Annotated in this window: 22 protein-coding genes; 11 read left to right on the top strand and 11 right to left on the bottom strand. The window is 45.3% G+C overall.

Annotation, left to right across the window (positions count from 1 at the left end):
* Nucleotides 1-104: 104 nt before the first annotated feature.
* The 3 genes from L1D15_RS09355 (at nt 105) to L1D15_RS09345 (ending at nt 2,914) form a co-directional block, all read left to right on the top strand.
* On the top strand, nt 105-476 hold the full coding sequence (locus L1D15_RS09355; RefSeq protein ID WP_239836626.1) for a hypothetical protein: 372 nt from the start codon (nt 105-107) through the stop codon (nt 474-476).
* Complete coding sequence (locus tag L1D15_RS09350; protein ID WP_239875403.1) at nt 473-2,380, top strand: alkaline phosphatase D family protein; 1,908 nt, start codon at nt 473-475, stop codon at nt 2,378-2,380. Before L1D15_RS09355 ends, L1D15_RS09350 begins: the two co-directional genes overlap by 4 nt.
* Before the next feature lie 78 nt (nt 2,381-2,458).
* Entirely contained in the window at nt 2,459-2,914 is a 456-nt protein-coding gene (locus L1D15_RS09345; protein ID WP_239875402.1) for a TerB family tellurite resistance protein, read from the top strand.
* A gap of 42 nt (nt 2,915-2,956) precedes the next feature.
* Here the strand turns inward: L1D15_RS09345 and L1D15_RS09340 are convergent, their stop codons facing one another.
* Nucleotides 2,957-3,487: a 3'-5' exonuclease gene (locus tag L1D15_RS09340; RefSeq protein WP_239875401.1), complete on the bottom strand. Its 531-nt coding sequence runs from the start codon at nt 3,485-3,487 to the stop codon at nt 2,957-2,959.
* 309 nt (nt 3,488-3,796) lie between these two features.
* On the opposite strand from L1D15_RS09340, the gene L1D15_RS09335 reads away from it, so the two are divergent.
* The 3 genes from L1D15_RS09335 to L1D15_RS09325 are packed head-to-tail and all read left to right on the top strand — an operon-like array spanning nt 3,797 to nt 9,226.
* Nucleotides 3,797-4,429 (top strand): DUF2760 domain-containing protein, encoded by a 633-nt coding sequence (locus L1D15_RS09335; protein ID WP_239875400.1) that lies wholly within the window; start codon nt 3,797-3,799, stop codon nt 4,427-4,429.
* Complete coding sequence (locus L1D15_RS09330) at nt 4,429-6,363, top strand: Hsp70 family protein (protein WP_239875399.1); 1,935 nt, start codon at nt 4,429-4,431, stop codon at nt 6,361-6,363. Before L1D15_RS09335 ends, L1D15_RS09330 begins: the two co-directional genes overlap by 1 nt.
* Nucleotides 6,364-6,418: 55 nt before the next feature.
* Nucleotides 6,419-9,226: an Hsp70 family protein gene (locus L1D15_RS09325; protein WP_239875398.1), complete on the top strand. Its 2,808-nt coding sequence runs from the start codon at nt 6,419-6,421 to the stop codon at nt 9,224-9,226.
* Between the two features lie 85 nt (nt 9,227-9,311).
* Here L1D15_RS09325 and L1D15_RS09320 read toward each other — a convergent pair whose 3' ends face one another.
* The 3 genes from L1D15_RS09320 to L1D15_RS09310 form a co-directional block, all read right to left on the bottom strand.
* Nucleotides 9,312-9,620, bottom strand: coding sequence for a hypothetical protein (locus L1D15_RS09320; protein ID WP_239836633.1), 309 nt, complete (start codon nt 9,618-9,620; stop codon nt 9,312-9,314).
* Between the two features lie 83 nt (nt 9,621-9,703).
* A complete protein-coding gene (locus L1D15_RS09315) occupies nt 9,704-10,459 on the bottom strand; it encodes a transporter substrate-binding domain-containing protein (protein ID WP_239868365.1) in 756 nt (251 codons plus the stop codon).
* Nucleotides 10,460-10,546: 87 nt separating this feature from the next.
* On the bottom strand, nt 10,547-11,584 hold the full coding sequence (locus L1D15_RS09310; RefSeq protein WP_239875397.1) for an AraC family transcriptional regulator: 1,038 nt from the start codon (nt 11,582-11,584) through the stop codon (nt 10,547-10,549).
* 149 nt (nt 11,585-11,733) lie between these two features.
* Here L1D15_RS09310 and L1D15_RS09305 point away from each other — a divergent pair, with 149 nt between their 5' ends.
* On the top strand, nt 11,734-12,747 hold the full coding sequence (locus L1D15_RS09305) for a DUF2804 domain-containing protein (RefSeq protein WP_239875396.1): 1,014 nt from the start codon (nt 11,734-11,736) through the stop codon (nt 12,745-12,747).
* A gap of 19 nt (nt 12,748-12,766) precedes the next feature.
* Nucleotides 12,767-13,618 carry a sterol desaturase family protein gene (locus L1D15_RS09300; protein ID WP_239875395.1) on the top strand — a complete coding sequence of 284 codons (852 nt, stop codon included), beginning with the start codon at nt 12,767-12,769 and terminating at the stop codon, nt 13,616-13,618.
* A gap of 34 nt (nt 13,619-13,652) precedes the next feature.
* Here the strand turns inward: L1D15_RS09300 and L1D15_RS09295 are convergent, their stop codons facing one another.
* Complete coding sequence (locus L1D15_RS09295) at nt 13,653-14,132, bottom strand: hypothetical protein (protein ID WP_239875394.1); 480 nt, start codon at nt 14,130-14,132, stop codon at nt 13,653-13,655.
* On the bottom strand, nt 14,129-14,464 hold the full coding sequence (locus L1D15_RS09290) for a DUF805 domain-containing protein (RefSeq protein WP_239875393.1): 336 nt from the start codon (nt 14,462-14,464) through the stop codon (nt 14,129-14,131). The genes L1D15_RS09295 and L1D15_RS09290 overlap by 4 nt, the downstream gene beginning before the upstream one ends.
* A gap of 183 nt (nt 14,465-14,647) precedes the next feature.
* On the opposite strand from L1D15_RS09290, the gene L1D15_RS09285 reads away from it, so the two are divergent.
* On the top strand, nt 14,648-15,667 hold the full coding sequence (locus tag L1D15_RS09285; RefSeq protein ID WP_239875392.1) for a helix-turn-helix domain-containing protein: 1,020 nt from the start codon (nt 14,648-14,650) through the stop codon (nt 15,665-15,667).
* A gap of 12 nt (nt 15,668-15,679) precedes the next feature.
* On the opposite strand, the gene L1D15_RS09280 is transcribed toward L1D15_RS09285, so the two are convergent.
* Both L1D15_RS09280 and L1D15_RS09275 read right to left on the bottom strand, forming a co-directional pair.
* Nucleotides 15,680-16,456, bottom strand: coding sequence for a helix-turn-helix domain-containing protein (locus tag L1D15_RS09280; RefSeq protein ID WP_239875391.1), 777 nt, complete (start codon nt 16,454-16,456; stop codon nt 15,680-15,682).
* The gene (locus L1D15_RS09275; protein WP_239868345.1) at nt 16,453-16,914 is read right to left on the bottom strand and encodes a carboxymuconolactone decarboxylase family protein; all 462 of its coding nucleotides are present in this window, start codon (nt 16,912-16,914) and stop codon (nt 16,453-16,455) included. The genes L1D15_RS09280 and L1D15_RS09275 overlap by 4 nt, the downstream gene beginning before the upstream one ends.
* Nucleotides 16,915-17,044: 130 nt before the next feature.
* Here L1D15_RS09275 and L1D15_RS09270 point away from each other — a divergent pair, with 130 nt between their 5' ends.
* Nucleotides 17,045-17,776, top strand: coding sequence for an ABC transporter substrate-binding protein (locus tag L1D15_RS09270; RefSeq protein ID WP_239875390.1), 732 nt, complete (start codon nt 17,045-17,047; stop codon nt 17,774-17,776).
* A 62-nt stretch (nt 17,777-17,838) separates the two neighbouring features.
* On the opposite strand, the gene L1D15_RS09265 is transcribed toward L1D15_RS09270, so the two are convergent.
* The 3 genes from L1D15_RS09265 to L1D15_RS09255 all read right to left on the bottom strand — a co-directional run bounded on the left by L1D15_RS09265 (nt 17,839) and on the right by L1D15_RS09255 (nt 20,504).
* A complete protein-coding gene (locus tag L1D15_RS09265) occupies nt 17,839-19,017 on the bottom strand; it encodes a hypothetical protein (RefSeq protein WP_239875389.1) in 1,179 nt (392 codons plus the stop codon).
* A 183-nt stretch (nt 19,018-19,200) separates the two neighbouring features.
* Entirely contained in the window at nt 19,201-20,178 is a 978-nt protein-coding gene (locus tag L1D15_RS09260) for a Gfo/Idh/MocA family oxidoreductase (RefSeq protein WP_239875388.1), read from the bottom strand.
* Complete coding sequence (locus L1D15_RS09255) at nt 20,175-20,504, bottom strand: antibiotic biosynthesis monooxygenase (protein WP_239868334.1); 330 nt, start codon at nt 20,502-20,504, stop codon at nt 20,175-20,177. The genes L1D15_RS09260 and L1D15_RS09255 overlap by 4 nt, the downstream gene beginning before the upstream one ends.
* A gap of 68 nt (nt 20,505-20,572) precedes the next feature.
* Here L1D15_RS09255 and L1D15_RS09250 point away from each other — a divergent pair, with 68 nt between their 5' ends.
* Entirely contained in the window at nt 20,573-21,463 is an 891-nt protein-coding gene (locus tag L1D15_RS09250; protein ID WP_239875387.1) for a LysR family transcriptional regulator, read from the top strand.
* Nucleotides 21,464-21,476 lie beyond the last annotated feature (13 nt).

Here is a 21,476-nt window from a genome sequence, read left to right as displayed (position 1 = left end):
TGACCGAACGACTCAAATTCTCATCAATCGATAAAGTTAATACTTATCTTTAAGCACGATTCGCCGTTAATATAAGAGTACATGTTCGCCTAAATTCTAAAATTGTGAAAGCATCAGATTTAAAGAAAGTTCTCGACTCATTACCTGAAAACCAAGATCCGCACATAGTGACTGGAGAAGAATGGCTTCCTGAAAGGTTGGTTAATACTCACCTCGACAATGACATGCTATTTTTAGAATTTGATAACGCACCCGAAGAAACCCAAGGAGAGGAAGAAGGTCGTGGATTTGTCGAGCACGAAGTTGACATGATTCGTCAGCGATTTACACAAATTCTTGACGAAAGCTCCGATACAAAAACCAAAGCAGATGCTATGCTGGCGCTCTTTCTCATGGGTCACGAAATGTCGAGTTCTGAGATCATCGAAATATTGGAAGACCCTGAAGTACCTAAAGATCCGACAGAGAACCAATGAAACCAACACCTGAATTGCCCTTTCTCTTAGCTGGCCCCAATTTAAGAAAATCTACCGCTGATGAGCTTGTCTTCTGGTTAGCAACCAGCCGTCCCTTAGAGGGAAAGTTCATACTTTCTCAAGCGTCCGATCACAACGTAGTCTTTCAAGACAATCTTTCTGATTGCCAGCAAATTCAGGTGGGCGCACACTGCTTCGTGACCTTAGCGCATTTTAAAAGTGACTTTCCGACTGATGTGGCGCTTAGTTATGAATTCGAGACTCATCTCGGTCCACTAAGCACGCTTTACCCGCATTTACTGCATACTGACAAAGAACAGTTGACGTTTAAAATCTCGACTAAAGCGAATTATGTCCTGCATGGTTCCTGCCGCAATCCGCATTATCCTAGTAAAGATGCGCTCGCCACTATGGATAATAAGGTCGCCACTCAATCTCTGAATGAGAGACCAGACATGCTGATCTTGAGCGGCGATCAAATCTATGCTGATCATGTTGCGGGGCCAATGCTTGATGCGATCTTACAAACCATCGACATACTTGGTTTGCCATCAGAGTCGTTTCCTGATGCTCCCATTGATTGTGCCGAGTCGCTATATGCGCATCCCGACTGCTTTTATGGGCGAGATAAAATTCTACCCCACTACGTTGATGACGGGACATTCCTGAGCAAATTATTTCCCAAGCGCCGTGTCCCTATTTTCAGCTCACGCGAGAACGAAAATCATCTGGTCACTTTTGCTGAGTTCCTAGCCATGTACATTTTGGTCTGGTCTCCCACTCTTTGGCCATGCCTCAATTTGACACGTCTACTCGATAAAGAATTTACCCATGGCGGTCAAACGCTTTCGCCTCGCTGGCAACAGCAATGGCGTGAAGAAAAACAAGTACTCGAAGCATTCATCGGCACTTTACCTCAAGTACAGCGCTTACTTGCTCATATACCGACTTATATGATTTTCGATGATCATGATATTACTGATGACTGGAATCTGACCGTTGGTTGGGAGAAAGCCGCATACGAAAACCCATTCTCTAAGCGTATTATTGGCAATGGCTTGATTGCTTATTGGTTGTGCCAAGGGTGGGGAAATGAACCGGATAACTTCAATGACGAGTTTCTGTCTGAGGCATTGAATTACCTAAACCAACCCACAGCGCAAAACCAAGATGAGTTCATCAGTTACCTTTACAGTTTCGAGCGATGGCATTTTACCATCCACACTTCACCTAAAGTTGTCGTTCTGGACACCCGCACACGAAGGTGGCGTTCAGAATCAAGAATGAACAAACCCTCTGGTTTAATGGATTGGGAAGCACTAATAGAGTTTCAGCAAGAGCTAATGCATCAAGATAAAGTTATTGTCGTATCCGCAGCCCCCATGTTTGGCGTCAAGTTTATCGAAGCTCTGCAAAAAGGCATGACCATGCTTGGTCAACCATTGGTGATTGATGCTGAAAACTGGATGGCACACCCTGGCAGTGCAAATACGCTATTGAGCATTTTTACTCACACGAAAACACCTGCAAACTTTGTTATTTTGTCAGGTGATGTCCATTACTCATTTGCGTACGATATAAAACTCCGTTTTCGACGCTCTAGCCCCAATATTTATCAGATCACCTGTAGCGGCTTTAAAAGTCAGTTCCCTGAGCCTTTATTAGCAGTGTGTGACCATCTGGATAGGCTACTCTATTCCCCACGCTCACCACTCAACTTTCTGACTAAACGTAAACGTCTGAAAATCAAAAAGCGGGATCCCAATACCGAAGGAGCCCGTCGTTTGGTCAATGCCAGCGCCATCGGCGAAGTAAAGCTGGATGACAACGGTAAACCTAAACGGATCTCGATATTAACGGGAGATGGCAAAGAAATTGATTTTCCACCGATAGGAGAAAAGTAATCTTTTTGTAAAGAGACTTGTGCTTGCTTCGCATCATCACTATCTATAGAACTAGGAAACAAATTTGAGGCGCGTCACATGCTGAATTCCATCACAACTCTATTTAAACAACTTATCGACGGTCAAGATCTCGGAAAACACGTAGAGACAGACCCAAATCTTGCCATCGCCTGTTTGCTCTGCGAAGTCTCAGGTGCTGATCACCAAATCATTGGCGCCGAGACTGAGGCCAAATGTCAATTGCTCACTCGTCTTCTAAATATCAGTCAACTTGAAGCGTCTTCTCTCCTCGAACGTGCTGCGATAAAAAGTAAAGAGTCTGCCTCTTTGTATGACTTTACTTCACAGTTAAGAGAACTCAGTCAGAATACTCGCTTTGACCTTATTAAAGCGATGTGGGAAGTTGCGCACGCTGACGGAAACATTGATCCACTTGAAGATGCTGTTATTCGCAAAGCCGCAGAATTGCTCTATGTCGATCACAGCGAGTTTATTCGCGCCAAATTGCAGGTGATTGAGAATAATAACGGCTAACCTAAGCCACCATGACGACAGCCTAAGGCCAACTTTCCGCCACTAAAGCATGGTTAACGCTAATTTAGCGAGATTATAGGCGTCAACGTATCCAGAGTGCTGTCGTCCTTCCCAGTCAATATTTTGTGCTTCCTGAGCGGCCTTGTGGCCAATGCGTTTATCTTTAAGGCGATGCTGGATGCGATACAGAGTAGCTAAGTTAATGAACTCTTTAAACGGCATTTCAATGCCTTTATCCTGACATTCTTGCGCTAAGATCAGATCGTCTCTACCCCATGAGGCGTAAATTTTATTCGCGCCGCCGAAGTTTTTGATCATCGACTTGAGCACTTCTTCGAGCGGGCGACCCTGTTTCTCAATTTTACGCGGCGAAATACCCGTTAGTTGAGAACAAAACAGAGACACTTCATCTTGTTCTGGTTTCACATAGTACTGAGCACGTTTGACGATCTCGCCTTTGACAAGATCAATTTCCGCCAGTCCGACTTCGATGATTTCACCAGTAGTACCGACACCGTTTTCATTCCAACAGCACATTTCCAAATCGAAACAAACTATACGGTTATGGTTCATTGCTCGCCTATGTTTTGTTTTCTGATAAAGCGCCGAATTCTACCTCAGTTGAAGCTAAAACTCGAATCACACCGAGTTGGTTGCGCAGTTCTTCCGCAATCTTGTGTCGAACTCACCACCTAATTTTGGTCAACTTACCTATAGTGTGACTCAAAATGCCTAAAAACAAATCAATCAGGCCTGTTACTGCCTCTTTTCTGAAGGCCTGTAGACTTGAATGTGATAATATTTGCCCCAATTTAACCCAATAATTACGACAATAGCACTCAGGTGTGACTGCTATTTCTTCCATCAATTAAGAGAAATGTCATGACGTTCGATTTACAAATGATCCCTCAAACGTTCGATATGCTGCACGCTGGCCTAACGGCATCAAGCGTCCTTTTACTTCTGATTGCGGTATCACGCAAATCTAAAGTCGTCGAGAAAGTGGTTGAAAAGCCCGTTGAGAAAGTCGTCGAAGTTGAAAAGCCTGTCGAGAAGATCGTTGAAGTAGAAAAAGTGGTCGAAGTTGAGAAAGTCATCGAGAAAGTGGTGGAAGTCGAATCTAAACTGGCAACCGCTTCAACAGATTCAGCGATGCAACTTTTATCTATCATGCAGCAGGAAGCCCGTCTGATTGACTTCCTAAAAGAAGACCTAACCTCATTCTCAGATGAAGAAGTCGGCGCGGCCGCTCGAGTTATCCACACGGGGGGGCAGAAAGTGCTGAACGATTACGTTTCGCTTGAGCATATCCGTAATGAAGATGAAGACACTCGTATTACGATTGAAGACGGCTTTAACTCGCAGGAGATTCGCCTAACCGGTAATGTGACAGGAAGTGCACCTTTTAATGGCACCTTGATTCATAAAGGCTGGAAAGCAAGTGAAATGAATCTACCGAAACTTGCTGAAAACTACGACGCTTCTATTATCGCACCTGCCGAGGTAGAGCTGTAATGGAACACCACAACACAGCGACTGACACGCCTAAATTCAGTGTTGGTATCGACTTAGGCACAACACACTGTGTGATGTCTTTTATCGATACGCACAATGAAGATGCACAAGTTGAAGTGATGCCGATTCCACAGCTCACTGCACCTGGTACAGTAGAGACTCGCAGCCAATTAGGCTCCTTCCTATACCAACCGCACGAACACGAAATGAACCCGCAATCACGCGTTCTTCCGTGGTCGAGCGAGCCAAAAGCGCTGGTTGGTGCTATTGCACGTAACCTAGGTTCTAAAACACCAATTCGTCTTGTTGCCAGTGCCAAATCTTGGCTTTGTCACTCAGGTGTGAACCGTCGTGATGCATTCCTACCAGCAGGTAGCCCAGAAGAAGTGGAAAAAATATCCCCTCTTCGCGCGACAGAACTTTACCTAGAACACCTAAAAGACGCTTGGAATCACGCGAATCCAAATCACAACCTTGCCGATCAAGACGTGACTATTACGGTCCCTGCTTCTTTTGATCCTGCTGCTCGAGACCTAACTGCAGAAGCAGCACGCAACGTTGGTTTTGTGCACCTAACGCTTCTAGAAGAGCCACAAGCTGCGCTTTACAACTGGATCGATAACAGCAACGACAAATGGCGCGACCAAGTTGAAGTTGGCGACATCGTACTTGTGGTCGATATCGGTGGTGGTACCACTGACCTTTCTTTGGTGGAAGTCACTGAAGACGGCGGTAACCTAACTCTGAACCGTATCGCGGTAGGTGAACACATCCTACTTGGCGGTGACAACATGGACCTTGCACTTGCGTACCGCTTGAAGATGAAGCTAGCGCAAGAAGGCAAAGAGCTACAGCCATGGCAAGTTCAGGCAATGACGCACGCATGTCGTGACGCGAAAGAAGCACTATTAAACGACCGCGAGCTTCAGTCAGTGCCAATCGTAGTACCAAGCCGTGGTTCTAAACTGCTTGGCGCAACGTTGAAAACAGAACTGACTCAAGAAGAAGTACAGCAAACACTGGTTGACGGTTTCTTCCCTCAAGTTGCGATTACGGACCACCCTGTTCAACGTAACCGTGGTGCACTAACGCAAATGGGTCTTCCTTACGCACAAGATGCGGGCATTACTCGTCACATTGCCGCGTTCCTGTCTAAACAAGCTAATGCCCTTTCCACTTCAGGAAATGGCACAGAAGTAGCAGCTCAAGATTTCAACCCATTCGCTAACATGCCTGGTATGCCAGGTACGGATACAGCGCAATCAGCTGACTTCATCAAACCAACGGCAATCCTATTCAACGGTGGTGTTCTGAAATCGAAACTTCTAGCAACTCGTCTAGAAGACACGATCAACGAATGGCTAATTGAAGCAGATGCTGAAATAGCAAAACGCCTAACAGGTGTGGATCTAGACCTTGCAGTTGCTAGCGGTGCAGCTTACTACGGCTCTGTGCGTCGTGGACAAGGCGTTCGTATCCGTGGTGGTATTGCTTCGGCTTACTACGTGGGTATCGAAAGTGCGATGCCAGCGATTCCGGGCATGGCGCCTCCAATGGAAGCACTTTGTGTCGCACCATTTGGTATGGAGGAAGGTTCAAGTGTTGACGTACCAAGCCAAGAGTTTGGTTTGATCATCGGTCAGCCAGTTAACTTCCAATTCTTCGGCTCAACCGTTCGTCGTGATGACCTAGCAGGTACTCACCTAGACTACTGGGCACCAGAAGAGCTTGAAGAGCTTCCAGAAATTCAAGTAACGCTACCTGTATCTGAAGGTCGTCGTGAAGGTGAAGTGGTTCCAGTAACTCTAGCTTCTCGCGTCACAGAGCTGGGTACGCTTTACTTAGAAGCCATTGCCGCTGATAACGGTCAAAAGTGGCATGTTGAGTTCGATGTGCGCGAAGACGCGAAAAGCGACTCAAACGAAGAAGAATAAATAGAAATCAAACGGCATCCAATCGGGTGCCGTTTTTAAATACACGAAGGTTTGTATGGCATCTCCTCGTTTTCTTGTTGGTATTGACCTTGGCACCACAAACACTGTGGTGGCGTATTGTAAAATCACCGACAACCTTGAACAATCCGAAGTATCCCTATTCGACATCGACCAATTGATTGGTCCGGGTGAAGTGGTTCGTAAACCATTACTGCCCTCTTTCCGTTACCATCCTGCGGTTGGTCAAATCTCCCCTGCTGACCTAACACTCCCATGGGAAAACGAACCCGTTTCTGGCGACATTAGTAATGTGATCGTGGGTGAATGGGCACGTGAATTAGGAGCGAAGGTAGAAGGGCGTCAGGTCTCCAGTGCAAAAAGCTGGCTATCGCACCAAGCAGTGGATCGTAGTTCAGACATTCTTCCTTGGGCTGGTGCGCAAGACGTGGATAAAGTCTCCCCCGTGATTGCCAGCGCAAGCTACCTCAACCACATTCGCCAAGCATGGAACTACCGTAACCCTAGCAACAAGCTAGAAGACCAAGATGTGGTTGTGACGGTTCCTGCCTCGTTCGATGAAACCGCTCGTAAGCTCACGCTTGAAGCCGCTGAGCTGGCAGGTTTAAACAAAATCGTCTTGCTCGAAGAGCCACAAGCGGTCTGTTACGACTGGTACGCACGCCACCAGCAAACCGCGGCTGACGAATTAAAAGATCTGCCACTAATCCTTGTTTGCGATGTGGGTGGTGGTACCACCGATTTGAGTTTAATCGAAGCAAAGTACCACAATGATGAACTGGCACTGGATCGTATTGGTGTTGGCGAACACCTGATGCTTGGTGGAGATAACCTCGACTTAGCATTAGCGCACCTTGCTGAAAGTCGCTTCAATCAAAACAAAAAACTCACTGCTGCAAGCCTGACTAAGTTGATTCAGCAAACTCGTAAAGCAAAAGAAAACCTGCTTTCAGCGAGTGCGCCAGAAGAAGTAAAAATCACCATGCTGGGCAGCGGGTCTAAACTTCTGGGCGGAACAAAGAGCATTGCACTAAGCAAACAAGAAGTGCACCAAATTGCTTTGGATGGCTTCTTCCCGCGTTCTGATTTCAGTGAAGTGCCAGATAAACGCCGCAGCGCAGTGGTCGAGTTTGGTCTTCCCTACGTTGCTGACCCGGCAGTGAGTAAGCACGTTGCAGAATTTTTAACTCAGCATCAACAGGTCTCTCGCGCCGCGCTTGGCATTGAAGATGACAAACAAAATGCTATTCCCGTTGGAATACTGCTTAATGGTGGTGTATTCAACAGTGAATTGGTCACAGAGCGTGTCACCACGTTGCTTTCTGATTGGCGAGGAGCTCCTGTCACTGTGCTGGATAACCCACACCCAGATTGGTCTGTGGCTCTCGGTGCTGTTGCATTTGGTAAAGCGCGTCGCGGGGCACAACTCAAGATCGGTGGTGGTGCCGCACGTTCTTACTTTTTGCACCTGCAAGAAAAGAACAAGATGGGTAAAGCGCTTTGCTTGCTGGCGAAAGGGACAGAAGAAGGCAACGAAATTCGCCTCAGTGGACGTCGCTTTTCGTTAACGCTTGGTGAGCCAGTACGCTTTAACCTTTTGACATCGACTCACGATACATTAAGCCAAAACACCGCCATTCAAAACGGCGTAATGGTTGATGTTGACCCAGATTTGTTTGCTCCTCTGCCACCTTACATCACCACCCTTGAAGGCGAAGGGGCCGAGCTGCACGCCAACCAAAAAGAGCGTGTTGAAGTGCAACTGGCGTGTCAGTTGACTGAAGTCGGCACACTGAAAATGGAATGTGTCAGTGCAGAAGACGACAACAAGCGCTGGCAGTTAGAGTTTGAAGTTCGCAACAAGCAGGCCGAAGAAGAGGATCAGGTTGAACTTCACCCTCGTCTGAATGAGTGTAAAGAACTGATCGGTCGACTTTACAGTGGCAATAAGAAAAGCGCTGATGGTAAAGAGATAAAAACCCTAGCTAAAGATCTAGAAAAGAAACTTGGCAAGCGCGACGAATGGGACTTCACCACTCTACGCCAACTGTTTGATGCGTTTGCTCAAGGTCGAAAGCGTCGTCGCCGCTCTGAACCACACGAGAAAAACTGGCTGCGTTTAGCTGGCTTCTCTTTAAGACCAGGGTTCGGTGACGTTACGGATTCATGGCGTATCGAGCAGGTATGGGGGCTTTATCAGCAAGGTATCCAGTTTAAAAACCACCAAGGTTGGACGGATTGGTGGGTCTTTTGGCGTCGTGTTGCAGGTGGTCTTAGCCAAGAGCAGCAAGAAACCATCTTGGCGGACATTGCTAAATACCTTCATCCGGGCGCAATGAAAAACCCACAATCAGCCAAAGCGGCACAAGAAATGGGTTACGAGTCCATGGTACGCCTTGCGGCCTCCTTGGAGCAGTTAGAAGTCGAAGACAAAGTGCTACTCGCAAGCTGGTTTATGAGTAAAGCGATTAATCACAATCAGTTCGAGCAAGCACATTGGTGGGCTCTAGGGCGACTCGCTTCACGAACGCCTCTGTATGGTAGCCAACACAGTGTCATCCCGCGCGAGCAAGCTGAACAGTGGTTGCCAAAGCTATTGGAACAAAACTGGCTCAAAGAGCCGATGATTGCGTTTGCCGCGGTGATGATTTGTCGTAAGACAGGCGATCGCCTATTCGATATTTCTGACGACTACCGTGAACAAGTTCTCACTAAGCTGAAGCAAAGCAAAGTGCCTGAGTCTTGGTTATCACTGGTTGAAGAAGTCAAAGAGCTGTCTGAGAGCGAATCGAAGCGAGTCTTTGGTGATGCACTGCCGAGTGGCCTAACACTGGTCAATAGCTAAATGTCAGTGGCCTATCTGCTAGAAACATCGAGAGCAGATAGGCCATTGAAACTGTCGTATTGTATATTGGACAGATAAAGCCACACTATTTACGAAGTAAAGCCACACACTCGTCATATGACGGATTATCACTGACTCCAATGTCCCACAGTTGTTTAGCCGCGTAGTGAGCAAAATTTGGATCAGCTGGGAATAAAGCCTGCCTAGAACGCTTCTTTTTCAGATAGATAATTTTTATTTCTTTTAATTCAGAACCAATAATATGCCTAGAGTTGGCACAGATTTCTGCAAGTCCTTCATAAGCATAAGCGTTAACTTCGGCCATATTAATCGCGGCAAACGCATGAACAGGGGCCAATACAGTCAACAGAATTATCTTGTTATGCTTTCTCATATGTTACGCCCCTGCCACATTACAGGTCGTGAGCGAATGGAACATTCCGAACCTCCAGCGCAAGCCTACATCCACTTGGTGAACTAATCGTCGTTCTGTATGTTTTGTAAAAAAGCGGCTTCCGATTGCATGATTTCACTGTACTCGCCGGTTTCCATCAAATGCTGTAAACCTGCGTTAAATTCTTTGACCAATACTTGACTGCGTTCACTATCAAATCGGCTGAAAATCACAAACATATCATCTTCAAGTAAAGGTTTAGAATCCAATCTAATGTGTTGCCTTAGCTCTTTAGGCACATAGTGTTTTATGAGGTACAAACCGCGTTCAACACCCGTTGGATAAGCATCAAGTCGTCCCTTAGCCATTTTCTGAAAATTAGTTTCTTCAGAGTTATTTATCTCTACTTTAACACCAAGTTTCTGCATCACATGGGTTGCTTGATACCCTTGAGTCGCACCTATTTGATACTTATGAAGATCGGCCACTTCCTGCCAAGAAAATAGCGTATCAGAGTGGTAAAAGAACTGAACCCGTTGACTAAAGAAGGGCTCTGAAAAGATAAACTCTTTGACCCTATCCTCATTTTTCATCCAAGGGAAAGTACCATCAAATTTACCTCTTATCGCATACTGATAAGATCTCACCCATGGGTAGTATTCGAGTTCTACGGTATAGCCTCGAGCTTCAAATGCCCTTCGTACCAATGTTTCCGATATTTTTAGCTCAGGATCAGACAGAGAGCTGGTATATGGCTCCCAATCTCCCACCGCAAACTTAACCACCTTATCGTCAGAAAAAGACGGGAATGAATAGAGTAAAAGAAGTAAAAAACTCACCCAAAAGCACTTCATAACAACACAACTATCAGTAACACCAATTGTAAGTGTAGCTCTAATACTCATATTCGATAAGCAGTATAGATTTTAGAAAATTCGCAGTGTTCTTAGAGCGCTAGGTGCTTTGCCTGACCAGCGTTTAAAACTTCGTCTAAAATTCGCGCTATCGCTATAACCAAGACGAAAAGCGATGTCATCAACCGTCAAGTTAGTGCGCAACAAAAACTCTTTGGACAATTCAAAACGGACTTCATCAAGCAGAGACTGATAGCTGGTTCCTTCTTGGTTTAGCTGCCTTCGTAACGTCCGGGTTGAACAAGCGTGTAGCTGGGCGACGTCATCAAACGAAGGGAATACTCCAGCACTTTGGTAAAGATGTGCTTTAATCTGATTACTCAGCCGCATCGGAGACTGCAATAATGCGATGACAGACTCACAAGAATGGAGGTAACTTCCGAGCAGATCAGCATTATGGGAAGTCAATCGCCAATCCAATACATGAGCGTCAAAGGTCAATGCGAACCGTGACTGCTCAAAGTTAACTTCACATTGAAAGCGCTGCATATACTCTTCTGCGTACACTGGTGGTGCGAACGGGAGCTCAAGCTTTCTGATCTTGAGTTGTTGCCCCGTCAGTTCAGCAAATAACGATAAAAGTGAGCTAAAAAAGTACTCTGTACAAAAAGGCAATAACTCACCAATATTTAAGTCATTTTCGATCTCAATCGAAGCTGTGTTATCGCCCCGTAATACTCTGACCGAGAAGATAGGGCCATTAAGATTCAAATACTTAAATCCAGCTTTTATTGCTTCAGAGACGGTTTGACTGCTCATAATGGCATAACCCAATATACCAAAATGACTGAGTGTGGCTTTTCCACCCAGTAATAAACCTAAGCCGATAGAGGGGTAGCACTGCTGAGCAGAGCGAAATAGCAGAAGCTTGTCCGAGTAACTGATATGGCTCTGGGGCTGCTGCCAATCTAAATCATCAAGGCCCGTTTGTCGTAATAAACTCTGCGAGTCTAAGCCGTATTTCTCTAAAATGGTAAGCAACAAAGAGACATCAAGTACCCCTAACTGATAACGATGTTCAGTGGGTAAATACTCCGCGATCACTTCCATATCAGCTCCCATTTCCAGTTACTGTTTAGAGTAACCAAGTCTAGCTCTCTTAATCGTGATGTTTATTCGTTTTCTGACCGAAAATGACCTGTCAAAATAAACCAAAGCACGTAAAACTAACGGAAATGTTATCAACTTGTGAATACATTATGTTACTGAGTCAAGCGGCTCCAGAGTGCCTAATTCAATCTAATGGGAAGCCTTATTTGGGCCACTTTGATGGCGTACCCAAGCAACTGGGGATCACCCATTTTGATTATCGAAACAATATGGACCGTAAAGTCGGTAAGATGAAAAAGTACTTTCATTACAAGCAGTTTCAATTCGCAAGTATATCAACGTCTCGCTATGTCATCGGTATCGCTATTGCCGATATCCGCTATGTGGGTTCCGCATTTTGCTACGTCTACGATATGGAAGCCGACACACTGATAGAAAAGAGCTGGCTAAGACCGTTATTTATCGATAAACAAATGGCTGCATCTCCGTACCGCGGTAAGACGACCATTGCTGCAAAGCGCCTGATATTTAATATCGAACATCCTAGATGGCACATGAAAGCCGATACTGATTTTCTACACCTTGATGTGTCACTGGAGCCATTACGCCATAGCTTACCGCTCTCGCTCTGCACACCGACAGGCTATAACGGCTGGACTTACACCCAAAAGCACAACGCGCTGACCGTGACAGGAAACATTGAAATTGGTGGTGACACTATCGACCTTTCGGGCGCGTTAGGCGGCTACGATTTTTCCGCTGGTTTCATGAGGCGAGAAACCAGTTGGCGATGGGCAAGTATTAATGGCAAGACTAAGGATGGCACACTAGGCCTCAATTTGGCCGCCGGTGTAAACGAGACCGGTTGCCATGAGAATACCCTATGGCTCAACGGTTCACGACATTTGCTAGGAGCCGTCCACTTTCGTTTTGATCGTCAATCCTCTCAGAGAAAGTGGCATATTTTCTCGGATGATGGTCGAGTTGATCTCAACTTCACACCAATCAACAGAAGAAGCGAAAAGCTTAATCTTTGGCTGCTACAAAGTAATTTTCGTCAGTTTATTGGCCGCTTTTCTGGTTTTATTGAGGATGGAAATGGTATCCGTCACACGCTAGATCAACAACTTGGGTTAACCGAAGATCATTTCGCTCGTTGGTAACTCTCTCGGAGCTTCACTCATGGACTTCAGAACTCTTATCGATCACCCAGAATGGCTGCTGATACTGTTAGCCCCCTTATTTATTGGTTTAATGTTAGCTGAATACTTCATCGGACAAAAACGCGGTAAGCTACCTAGAAGCTCCTCCTATATACTCCCTGAAGTTCTGTGTAACTTTACCCTTGCAGGCATGCACCAACTCGCAGATCTATTAACTGGGCTTTTGATCATTCAACTATATCAGTGGTTATTTGGCTGGCGTCTATTAGAGATTGAAATGGGAGTGACCAGCTTTGTGATACTGCTCGTTCTGCAAGATTTCTTTTACTACTGGTTCCATCGAGCCAGTCATCGTACTCGCTGGATGTGGGCAGCGCATGTCGCTCATCACAGTTCTGAGCGTATGAACTTCAGTACCGCCTTTCGCCAGAGCTTGATGTACCCTTTCGCTGGGATGTGGTTATTTTGGGTGCCTCTGGTGATCATCGGATTCGAGCCTAAATGGGTTATTTTCGCCGTACTACTGAACTTAGGTTTGCAGTTCTTCGTCCATACGCAATGGATACGCTCGCTTGGCCCCTTAGAGTCTATTTTTAACACTCCTTCCCATCACAGAGTTCATCACGGAAGAAACCCTCAGTACATAGATAAAAACTATGCGGGCGTATTGATTATCTGGGACAAATTGTTTGGCACCTTCGAACCCGAAGTAGAGACCGTCCGCTACGGTGTCACAAAGCCAGTAAACAGCTTCAATCCTTTGATCGTGACCTTTCAAGAGTGGGGAAACCTATACCAAGATATCTTCAAGAGTAAGACATCGATAGCCCACAAACTAAAGGCTTTATTTTCCCCACCCAAAGATCAATGAGCCCCCTAAGCCTTACAGGTAGGCTTCCCAAACACTACCGGCAAAATTTATTTCTTGTCTTGCCTAACAACCAAGAAATCCAACGTTTTCTGGAATTGAGGACAAACTCTTCCTCTGGGCCGATACCATCAACAATCCAACCATCAACATCCTTGCTTTGGCCAAGTGCTGAAAATTGCCAGTCTTGACTGCTGACTCGCTCACCCTGAATCAAAGCCTTATTCAACGCTTGGCTTCTCACCACGATTTTTATTCCCTCGGCCGAACCAATTCCTAAGCCTGATTCTCCTTTTTGCCCTACTGCAACTGGTATTTTCATCGTGCAATGATGACCATGTCGATTCACCCAAGTGTAATTGCCTTCTCCCACACGGCCTCGAAGCCAAAGCAATTCACCAGATGTCATATCATCGATCTCAAGAATACCCAGTACCTTTTCAGGATAAATATGAGGGTCAAACCCCGCCATGGATTCAGAAACAAAAACAAGTAGTAGCCATACTATCCACTTCATGAGCATTGTCCTCCATGGCATTCAGGCACAATGCCCTGCTGAACAAGTAGATACGTCAACCAGAATGGGCCTAGGGCGGGGATAAAAAACACTAGCCCCCAATAGCCCGACTTGCCAATATCATGCATCCGCCTTGATACCAAAGCGATGATAGGAATAAAACTGGCGATGCTATACAACACGTCAAACGAAGATAAAGACAAGCTAACGTCCACAGCAATAAATACCAAACTCACCACTACATGAACCAATATAAACACCCAAAACTCTTGCCTTGATGAGTGACCCGAGAAGTCCAATCCTCGTTTCCAAGCTAACCAATAGAAGTGCATCTTTGTTCTCTCTAGATTGTAAAATGAGAGTGTATTTTGCTCATGAAAAGAGAAACGATGCGTCCTAAAACGGGTTTTAGGACGTTCTGATACCCGTTTTAGTCTAGTCTGAGCTTCTAATTCAGTTTCATATCGTTATGCTATGACGAGTTTATCTATCACTTTTTCAATCCAGGACAAACTATGCTCGCGATTCCTGTCCCTTTTGTTGTCTCATTGCTTTTAGGGCTACTGGCTGTCAGCCTCTATTCAAATAATCGTGATCAATCAAAGTTTGCCTGCGGTTTCTTATTTCTCTGTGCCTTGACGACTGCTGTTGTAGGGCTTAGATGGACATATCAGGCACCTCTTCTTTTGTTCGCTCAACCTATTTTAGCGTCTATCATTCCAATCGCAGCATGGTATGCATTCACACGTACTCGTAACACAGCTCTAAGCTCGATATACAAGCATGCTGTGCTCCCATTGATTGTCGTACTATTTCTCCTTACCCAAACGTTTTGGCAGCCTCCGCTCGATGAATTACTGACGGTTATTTACTTGTTTTATGGCATCGCTTTGATGAGAACCTCTTCTGATAAAGAACTGCTAGTGAATGTCTCGCTGGGCAGTTGGGAAAGAGTGAAGCACGCAAGAGTGATAGCGGGTTGGATGCTCATGTTTTCCGCTTCCATCGACGCTTTTATATCGCTCGATTTTGCCTATAACCATGGCAACCTGACACTGTATATATTAACTATCGGACACCTTGTCCTCTTACCCATTTTATCTTTGGCGGTTGTGATTACAGGTATTCACACATCACCCAGCAGAGCAGAACCGGCATTTGAACACAAAGAACCGACAGCTCAACCTGCTATGTCAACATCTAAAGCCAAGGAAATCGCATCACAGCTGGATGAAACCATCAAAGAAAAGTGCTTATACCTAGATCCAGAACTGACGCTTTCTCGTTTATCGCGCAAGCTTGGTATTCCCGCTAAGCAAATATCGATGGCCGTCAATTTGGTTCACGGCAAAAATATATCAAAGCTCGTCAACGAGTATCGAATACGTCATGCACAGAACGCTCTAATTCAAACCGATGAGCCTGTTACGCAAATTATGATGAACTCAGGTTTTCAGACTAAATCTAACTTCAATCGAGAATTTAATCGCATTGCAGGAATGAGCCCCAGCGAGTACAGGAAGCAATCAAAGTGAAGGATGAATAATTTAGGCGTTGTTTTGCTTGATACGGCGACTGAGTTTGCCCGGCGTGATCCGCGCAAAGCTCTTAAACTCTCTGGTCATATGCGCTTGGTCAGAAAAACCTTGATAAGCGGCTAAGTCGGCAAGCGATAACTCGGGGTTATTTCGCAGCGCTTGAATTGAAGTATGCACACGACGCAGGCGTTGAAAGTGCTTAGGGGACATACCAATCCAGTGCTGGAATTTGCGTTCCACCTGTCTTTGACTCTCACCGAAGCACTCTCCTATCTTGCCATCCTGAGCTCGTTGAATCAGTTTCGCTCTCTCATCAGTGGTATTGCTTTGAGCCACAAAGCCCAAACACCAACGCATCAAAAGCACGATACGAACACTGTGGCTTGGCGCCTCTTTGAGTTGGGTAAGCAACTCACTTGATCCCTTAAAGGGAAACGTGTCTTGAAAGCACACTTGATTTGTCTCAACCAAACGATCCAAAAACGAAAAGCTCATCCCAGGGTGAAAACGAATACCACAAAGCTGGCTTTTTGGTGCAAGAGTAATAGTTTTGGTAATTTTGCTGTATGGCTGATACATCGCACTCCCAGTGTAGGTTTTACCTTCAAGGCCTACCATCCCTTGTAAAACAAACATCACACCGGAGCCACCATCACAGTAGAGAGGTTTACAGACCTCACCTTCGTGAGGCACGTTGACCGACCATATTGCTTGAATATGGTCGGCGAGTGGCCCAATTGGGTTAACTATTTGAAAATCCATATTCTGAGAAATAGCTGTACTCACTCTTTTGAAAAGCTGCCCACTTCTGGCTTGAATGCTTTAACAATACGATTCCAGCTGTTTATCGCATTGATTGCCAATGTCAGGACAACAAGCCCTTTTTCACCAAACGTATCGAGTGTCACTTGATAGTCAGCATCCGCTACCTGACCACCCTTCGTTAGACTCTCTGCCCAATGTAGCGCAACTTTTTCTTGTTCGCTATACAAAGGCATATCTCGCCATGCACTCAACCCGATCAAACGATGTTGAGACTCACCTTGCTTCAGAGCATCTTTACTGTGCATATCGATACAAAAGGCACATTGATTGATCTGGGATATGCGAAGTTTAACCAGCTCCCACAGCGTGATCGACAATGTACTTTGCTGCTCAAATTGAGCTTTAAGATACTCTTCTTGCCCCATTAATATTTGGATACCTTCTGGCGCTGCATTAAAGTAATTTAATCTCGGTGTCATAAGTCTATCTCCTTGTTTGATATTGGTAGCCTACCCCCAGCAAAAAACAAAAGATTGAATATTTTCGACATCCCTACCCACCAATCTTGTCTATGCTGTTAAAACACTCTCCACAACAAGGAATTAGCTAATGCGCAACCTGACATTGATGTTTTTTAGCCTGATCTTGCTAACATCGCCAGTACGTGGCGATGTTCTTACTCTTACATCTCTTGAGTGGCCTCCCTATGCAGGGCGAAACTTAGACGCTCAAGGAGCCTCCGTTGCTGTTGTAAAAGCCGCGGTAGAAGCGATGGGGCACGAGCTAAACGTCGAATTCTACCCTTGGGAAAGAGCGGTCCATCTCGCGAAGAATCAAGCAAAATATGCTGGCTACTTCCCAGAATACTACTTCGACGCCTCTGACCTAATATTTTCTAACCCCATAGGAACCGGTCCCTTAGGTTTTGTTGAGAATAAAGCCAATCCCATCTCATGGAGCAGTTTACAAGACTTAAAATCCGTTAAGATCGGGGTGGTGCGTGGGTACGTGAACACCGAGGAACTCGACAGCATGATTGCGAGCGGTGCTCTTCAATCTGAAGCGGTCACCAGTGATAACCAAAACCTGAAAAAAGTCTCAGGGCAGCGTATCCCTCTCGCCGTTATAGATAGCAATGTTCTTAACTACTTACTGACGAGTGACAAGAGCCTCCAAGCAGCACAAGACAAGTTGCAAATGAACTCAAAGTTACTTGAAGAGAAGGAACTGTTCATTGCATTTGGCAATGATGAAACAGGTAAAAAGTGGAAAGCAATCGTTGATGAGGGGCTGAAAAAAATCGACAGCAAGCAAATTATGTCGGACTACTTTAAAAAATAGTCCTTGTGTTACGGATGCAAATGGGAGAAAAACTCCCATTTGCAGTTATATACTGACCAGATTCATAGATAACGATAACTGATCTCACCCCATCGCTTATCGCCTATTTTTTCAGTCACGGCCTTAACAAGTTCTGCAGATAGACTTCCATCAGTTTCAAATGTCAATTGAGTCATCAAGTTATCTAGACTTGAGCCTGCCCCATTCAAAGCTGAATCCAATTCATACCAAAACGCAGAGCCTTTAAAGTAAAACAACGGATAATATTGCCCTGCTCCTTGTTCATTGTAGAGGCGGTTTGCTTTAATCAGCCCTGTTGTCGAAAAAGGAAGTTTTTTAGCAAAACTACCCCAGAAACGAGTCGGTTCTTCAGCAGCATAATCCGTAGCTTGCAGCGATTTTATCGCGTAGTACTCAGCCAAACTTTCCGCTGCCCAAGTTGGTCTGCTAGCTGAGTCTAAAACATGCACTGACTCATGCGCTGCAATCTTGAGTAACATCTTTAGTGAAGCTGGGGTGAGTTTTCCTTTCTCTAGCCAGGCATTAATCAAGATCATATTTTTACCAGCAGCTCCACTTATACTCCCTGACGAGCTGTCCTTTTTGAAAAACGCCATTTGCCAATCATGTCGCTGTGAGTTCGAGAATACGCTATTCAAGTAATTGAGTGACGTTTTTAATACTGGCTTCCATTGTTCCACCTGTTGCATTACTTGAGGAGCGTCGCTGAAAACGGTGACTTGTTTGTCGTTGATGTTTAATTCTGTACTTTCCATTCCCCAAACAACAAACAAGGGTGGCTCAGATAAGTCAGGCATCGACTGACAGCTATGAGCAGGAGTACAAACGCGAATGTCGTTACTCCCTTTGAAACGCGGCAGGGAATTCCACTCACTAACGAAATACCAACCATCATTGATGCTCCTGCTATCAATTTGTTGCGAGGTATCCATACCTTGCTCAGGTGTGTGCTCCATTCGCAACGACCATTGAACCTGTTGGCATTCCTTAGGGTTCAACTGCTCTAAAGCTGTGACCCGCCCCAAACCAGATTGGCATGATACCGACGGCTGAGCCATGGTAGTTAAAGTGCGAGCAGGTATCATCTCTACTTGCTCTAAATTACTCGTGTCTACAGTGACGATGACAATATCAGCGTCATCAGGATCGACAGATAACTGATAAGTCAAAGACGGGTTAGCAAACACCTCAGCTGACACAAACACAGTTATAACGAGCAAAGCATGTTTCAAATTGAACATAAACGTATGGAGTTGAAAAGTTTGCTAGATAGGACATCGACTACATAAATAAAGTTCGACCAAGAAAGTGAAAACTAAATATTCACATAGCAGATTTTCAGTAAATTCGACGCAGAAGAACTTCGGCAAGCTGGTTAACTAACTATGACAAGAGGCCAGAGCTTATTGATAAGCTGCCTTTTCCCAATCAGTGAGCAACTTCATGATCTGGTATGAATCATCAAGGGTAGCACTTGGTCTGCTCAAGCTCTTCTTACCATTTTCAATGGCTTTGCGTATGTTCGCCACTTGGTAGAAGAACCCGTCCCCATCTGCCTCTATTTCGACTTGTCGTTGTGACACTTCATAAACTTCCACAGTAAATTGGTTGCTCTGTTTCGCAAGCCAAGGGTTTGAATCGAGCGAGATCGCCCCTTTGCTCCCCAAAATGGTGAAGCTGTGCTTCAAACCATGATCTTCAGCAGTATGAATTTGAGCGGTTAAGCTGTCACTAAAATGAATCAGCACTGAAGATTCACAAATATTGCCATCTTGCCCAAAACGACCCAAAGCCTGCATCGAGTAACTATCGAAGATCTGATCGCCAAATTGCGATTGAAGGAGTAGGTGCAGCAGAGACATTGGATAGCAGCCTAAGTTATACAGAGCACCTTTACTGCCCGGATTAGTAAACTGTGAGATAGCAGCAATATACGATGCCTGAATTGAACGAATTTCACCTATGGTGCCCTGATTTAGCTCTTCAAGAATCGCGCTCACTAAAGGATGATTGAGATACATCAGACCTTCCGCAAAAAAGACTCCACTCTGCTTCACTACTTCCAGTGCTTGCTGAGTTTTCTCCATATCCACCGATAACGACTTCTCACAAAGTATCGCTTTACTTTTTTGAGCCGCTTTAATGACATACTCATGATGAACATGATTTGGAAGTGCAATATAAACGATATCGACGTTTTCATCACTTAGCACTTCATCGTAGCTTGAATAGGTTTTAACTGGCTTGTAGTTTGAAACAAAATCCTCCAATGGTGCTTGGCTACGCCCTGCTACTGCATATAACTCGCTGCCTTCATCATTATTGATCGCTTCCGCCATCACGCCCGATATAAAACTGGTTCCGAGGATGCCCCATTTCATCGTTCCACCTCTCCACTTCGTGACTCAAACACCTGCACTAAATCCGTCATACCCATCTCGATAAACGCCTTTGTATGGCACATAGTAAAATGCGCTTCAATCGCTGTGCGATCCTGATACCTTTCCCAAAGAATCACTCGGCTCGGATCCTCTAGATCATACGTGGCTTTAGCTTCCAAGCAGCCAAGCTCATTCTCCATATCCCTACAAAACTGTTCGATCGCCATACGAGCTTCATGGCGCTGCACTTCAGGTTTAATTTTTAATTCGGCCGTGACGTAAATCATTTCTTTACTCTCAGAATTCGACTCATATTCAGACTCCATAATGTAATTATCTCCATTCAATTGATAAACTCAGCTTTAGTTAATTATTTACAAACCCTGAGTGTTCAATGGATAAATTCACAAGTATGAGAGTCTTTGCCTACGTCGTAGAACATGGCAGTTTTCGCAGGGCAGCGCATCACTTTGGCCTATCACCGACCATGATCAGCAAACACATTAGTCACCTAGAGAGGAATCTGGCGACGCAATTGATCCATCGAACTACTCGAAAACAAACATTGACCGAGTCAGGTCAACTCTACTACAAGGAATGTCTGCGCATTCTTGAGGACATCGCGAATGCCGAGAATCTAATCCAAACGTTGGAAAACCGTCCGAAAGGAACGGTAAAAATCAATTGCCCGATCACTTATGGTAACAAGGTCATCGCGCCACTCATTGCTGATTTTCTCTCATTGAACCCCAACATTAACGTCGAAATGGAGCTCAGTAACGAGCTCGTTGACCCACACCTTACTGACGCAGACATGATGGTACGGATCGGCAATCTTGAAAGCTCTACTCTGGTCGCACGTTACCTCGGAGATTATCAACTCATCTTCTGTGCTGCACCTAGCTACCTTAGTGCTCACGACCCCATCCATTCAATCTCTCAACTTAACCAGCATCAATGCCTTGGCTTCAGTTACAGTGAAGGCAGCGCTAACCTAACCACGCAACTGGCTAGGAGCGCGTTCTTACGCGGACAGACTCGACTAGCCTCGAACAATGGCGAAGTATTGCGCAGTGCTGCGCTATCCGGTGTAGGTGTGATGCTGCAACCTGCTATATTAGTCGCTGATGATCTAGCGAGTGGCAGACTGGTAGAAATACTCAAGCAGGATGCACCAGAGCCAAAACCCATACACTTGCTTTACAAGAATAAACACCTGTCGCTAAAGAACCGAACATTTGCTGATTTCATCCTCAAAAACTGCCAGCATAGTCAATTGAGATAAAGCCTAACAGGCT

This window comes from Vibrio sp. Isolate25 (genome assembly GCF_022398025.1).
GTDB classification, from domain to species: domain Bacteria; phylum Pseudomonadota; class Gammaproteobacteria; order Enterobacterales; family Vibrionaceae; genus Vibrio; species Vibrio coralliilyticus_A.
Note: the sequence above shows the minus strand (reverse complement) of the source record. Positions and strands in the feature narration are given on the sequence as shown.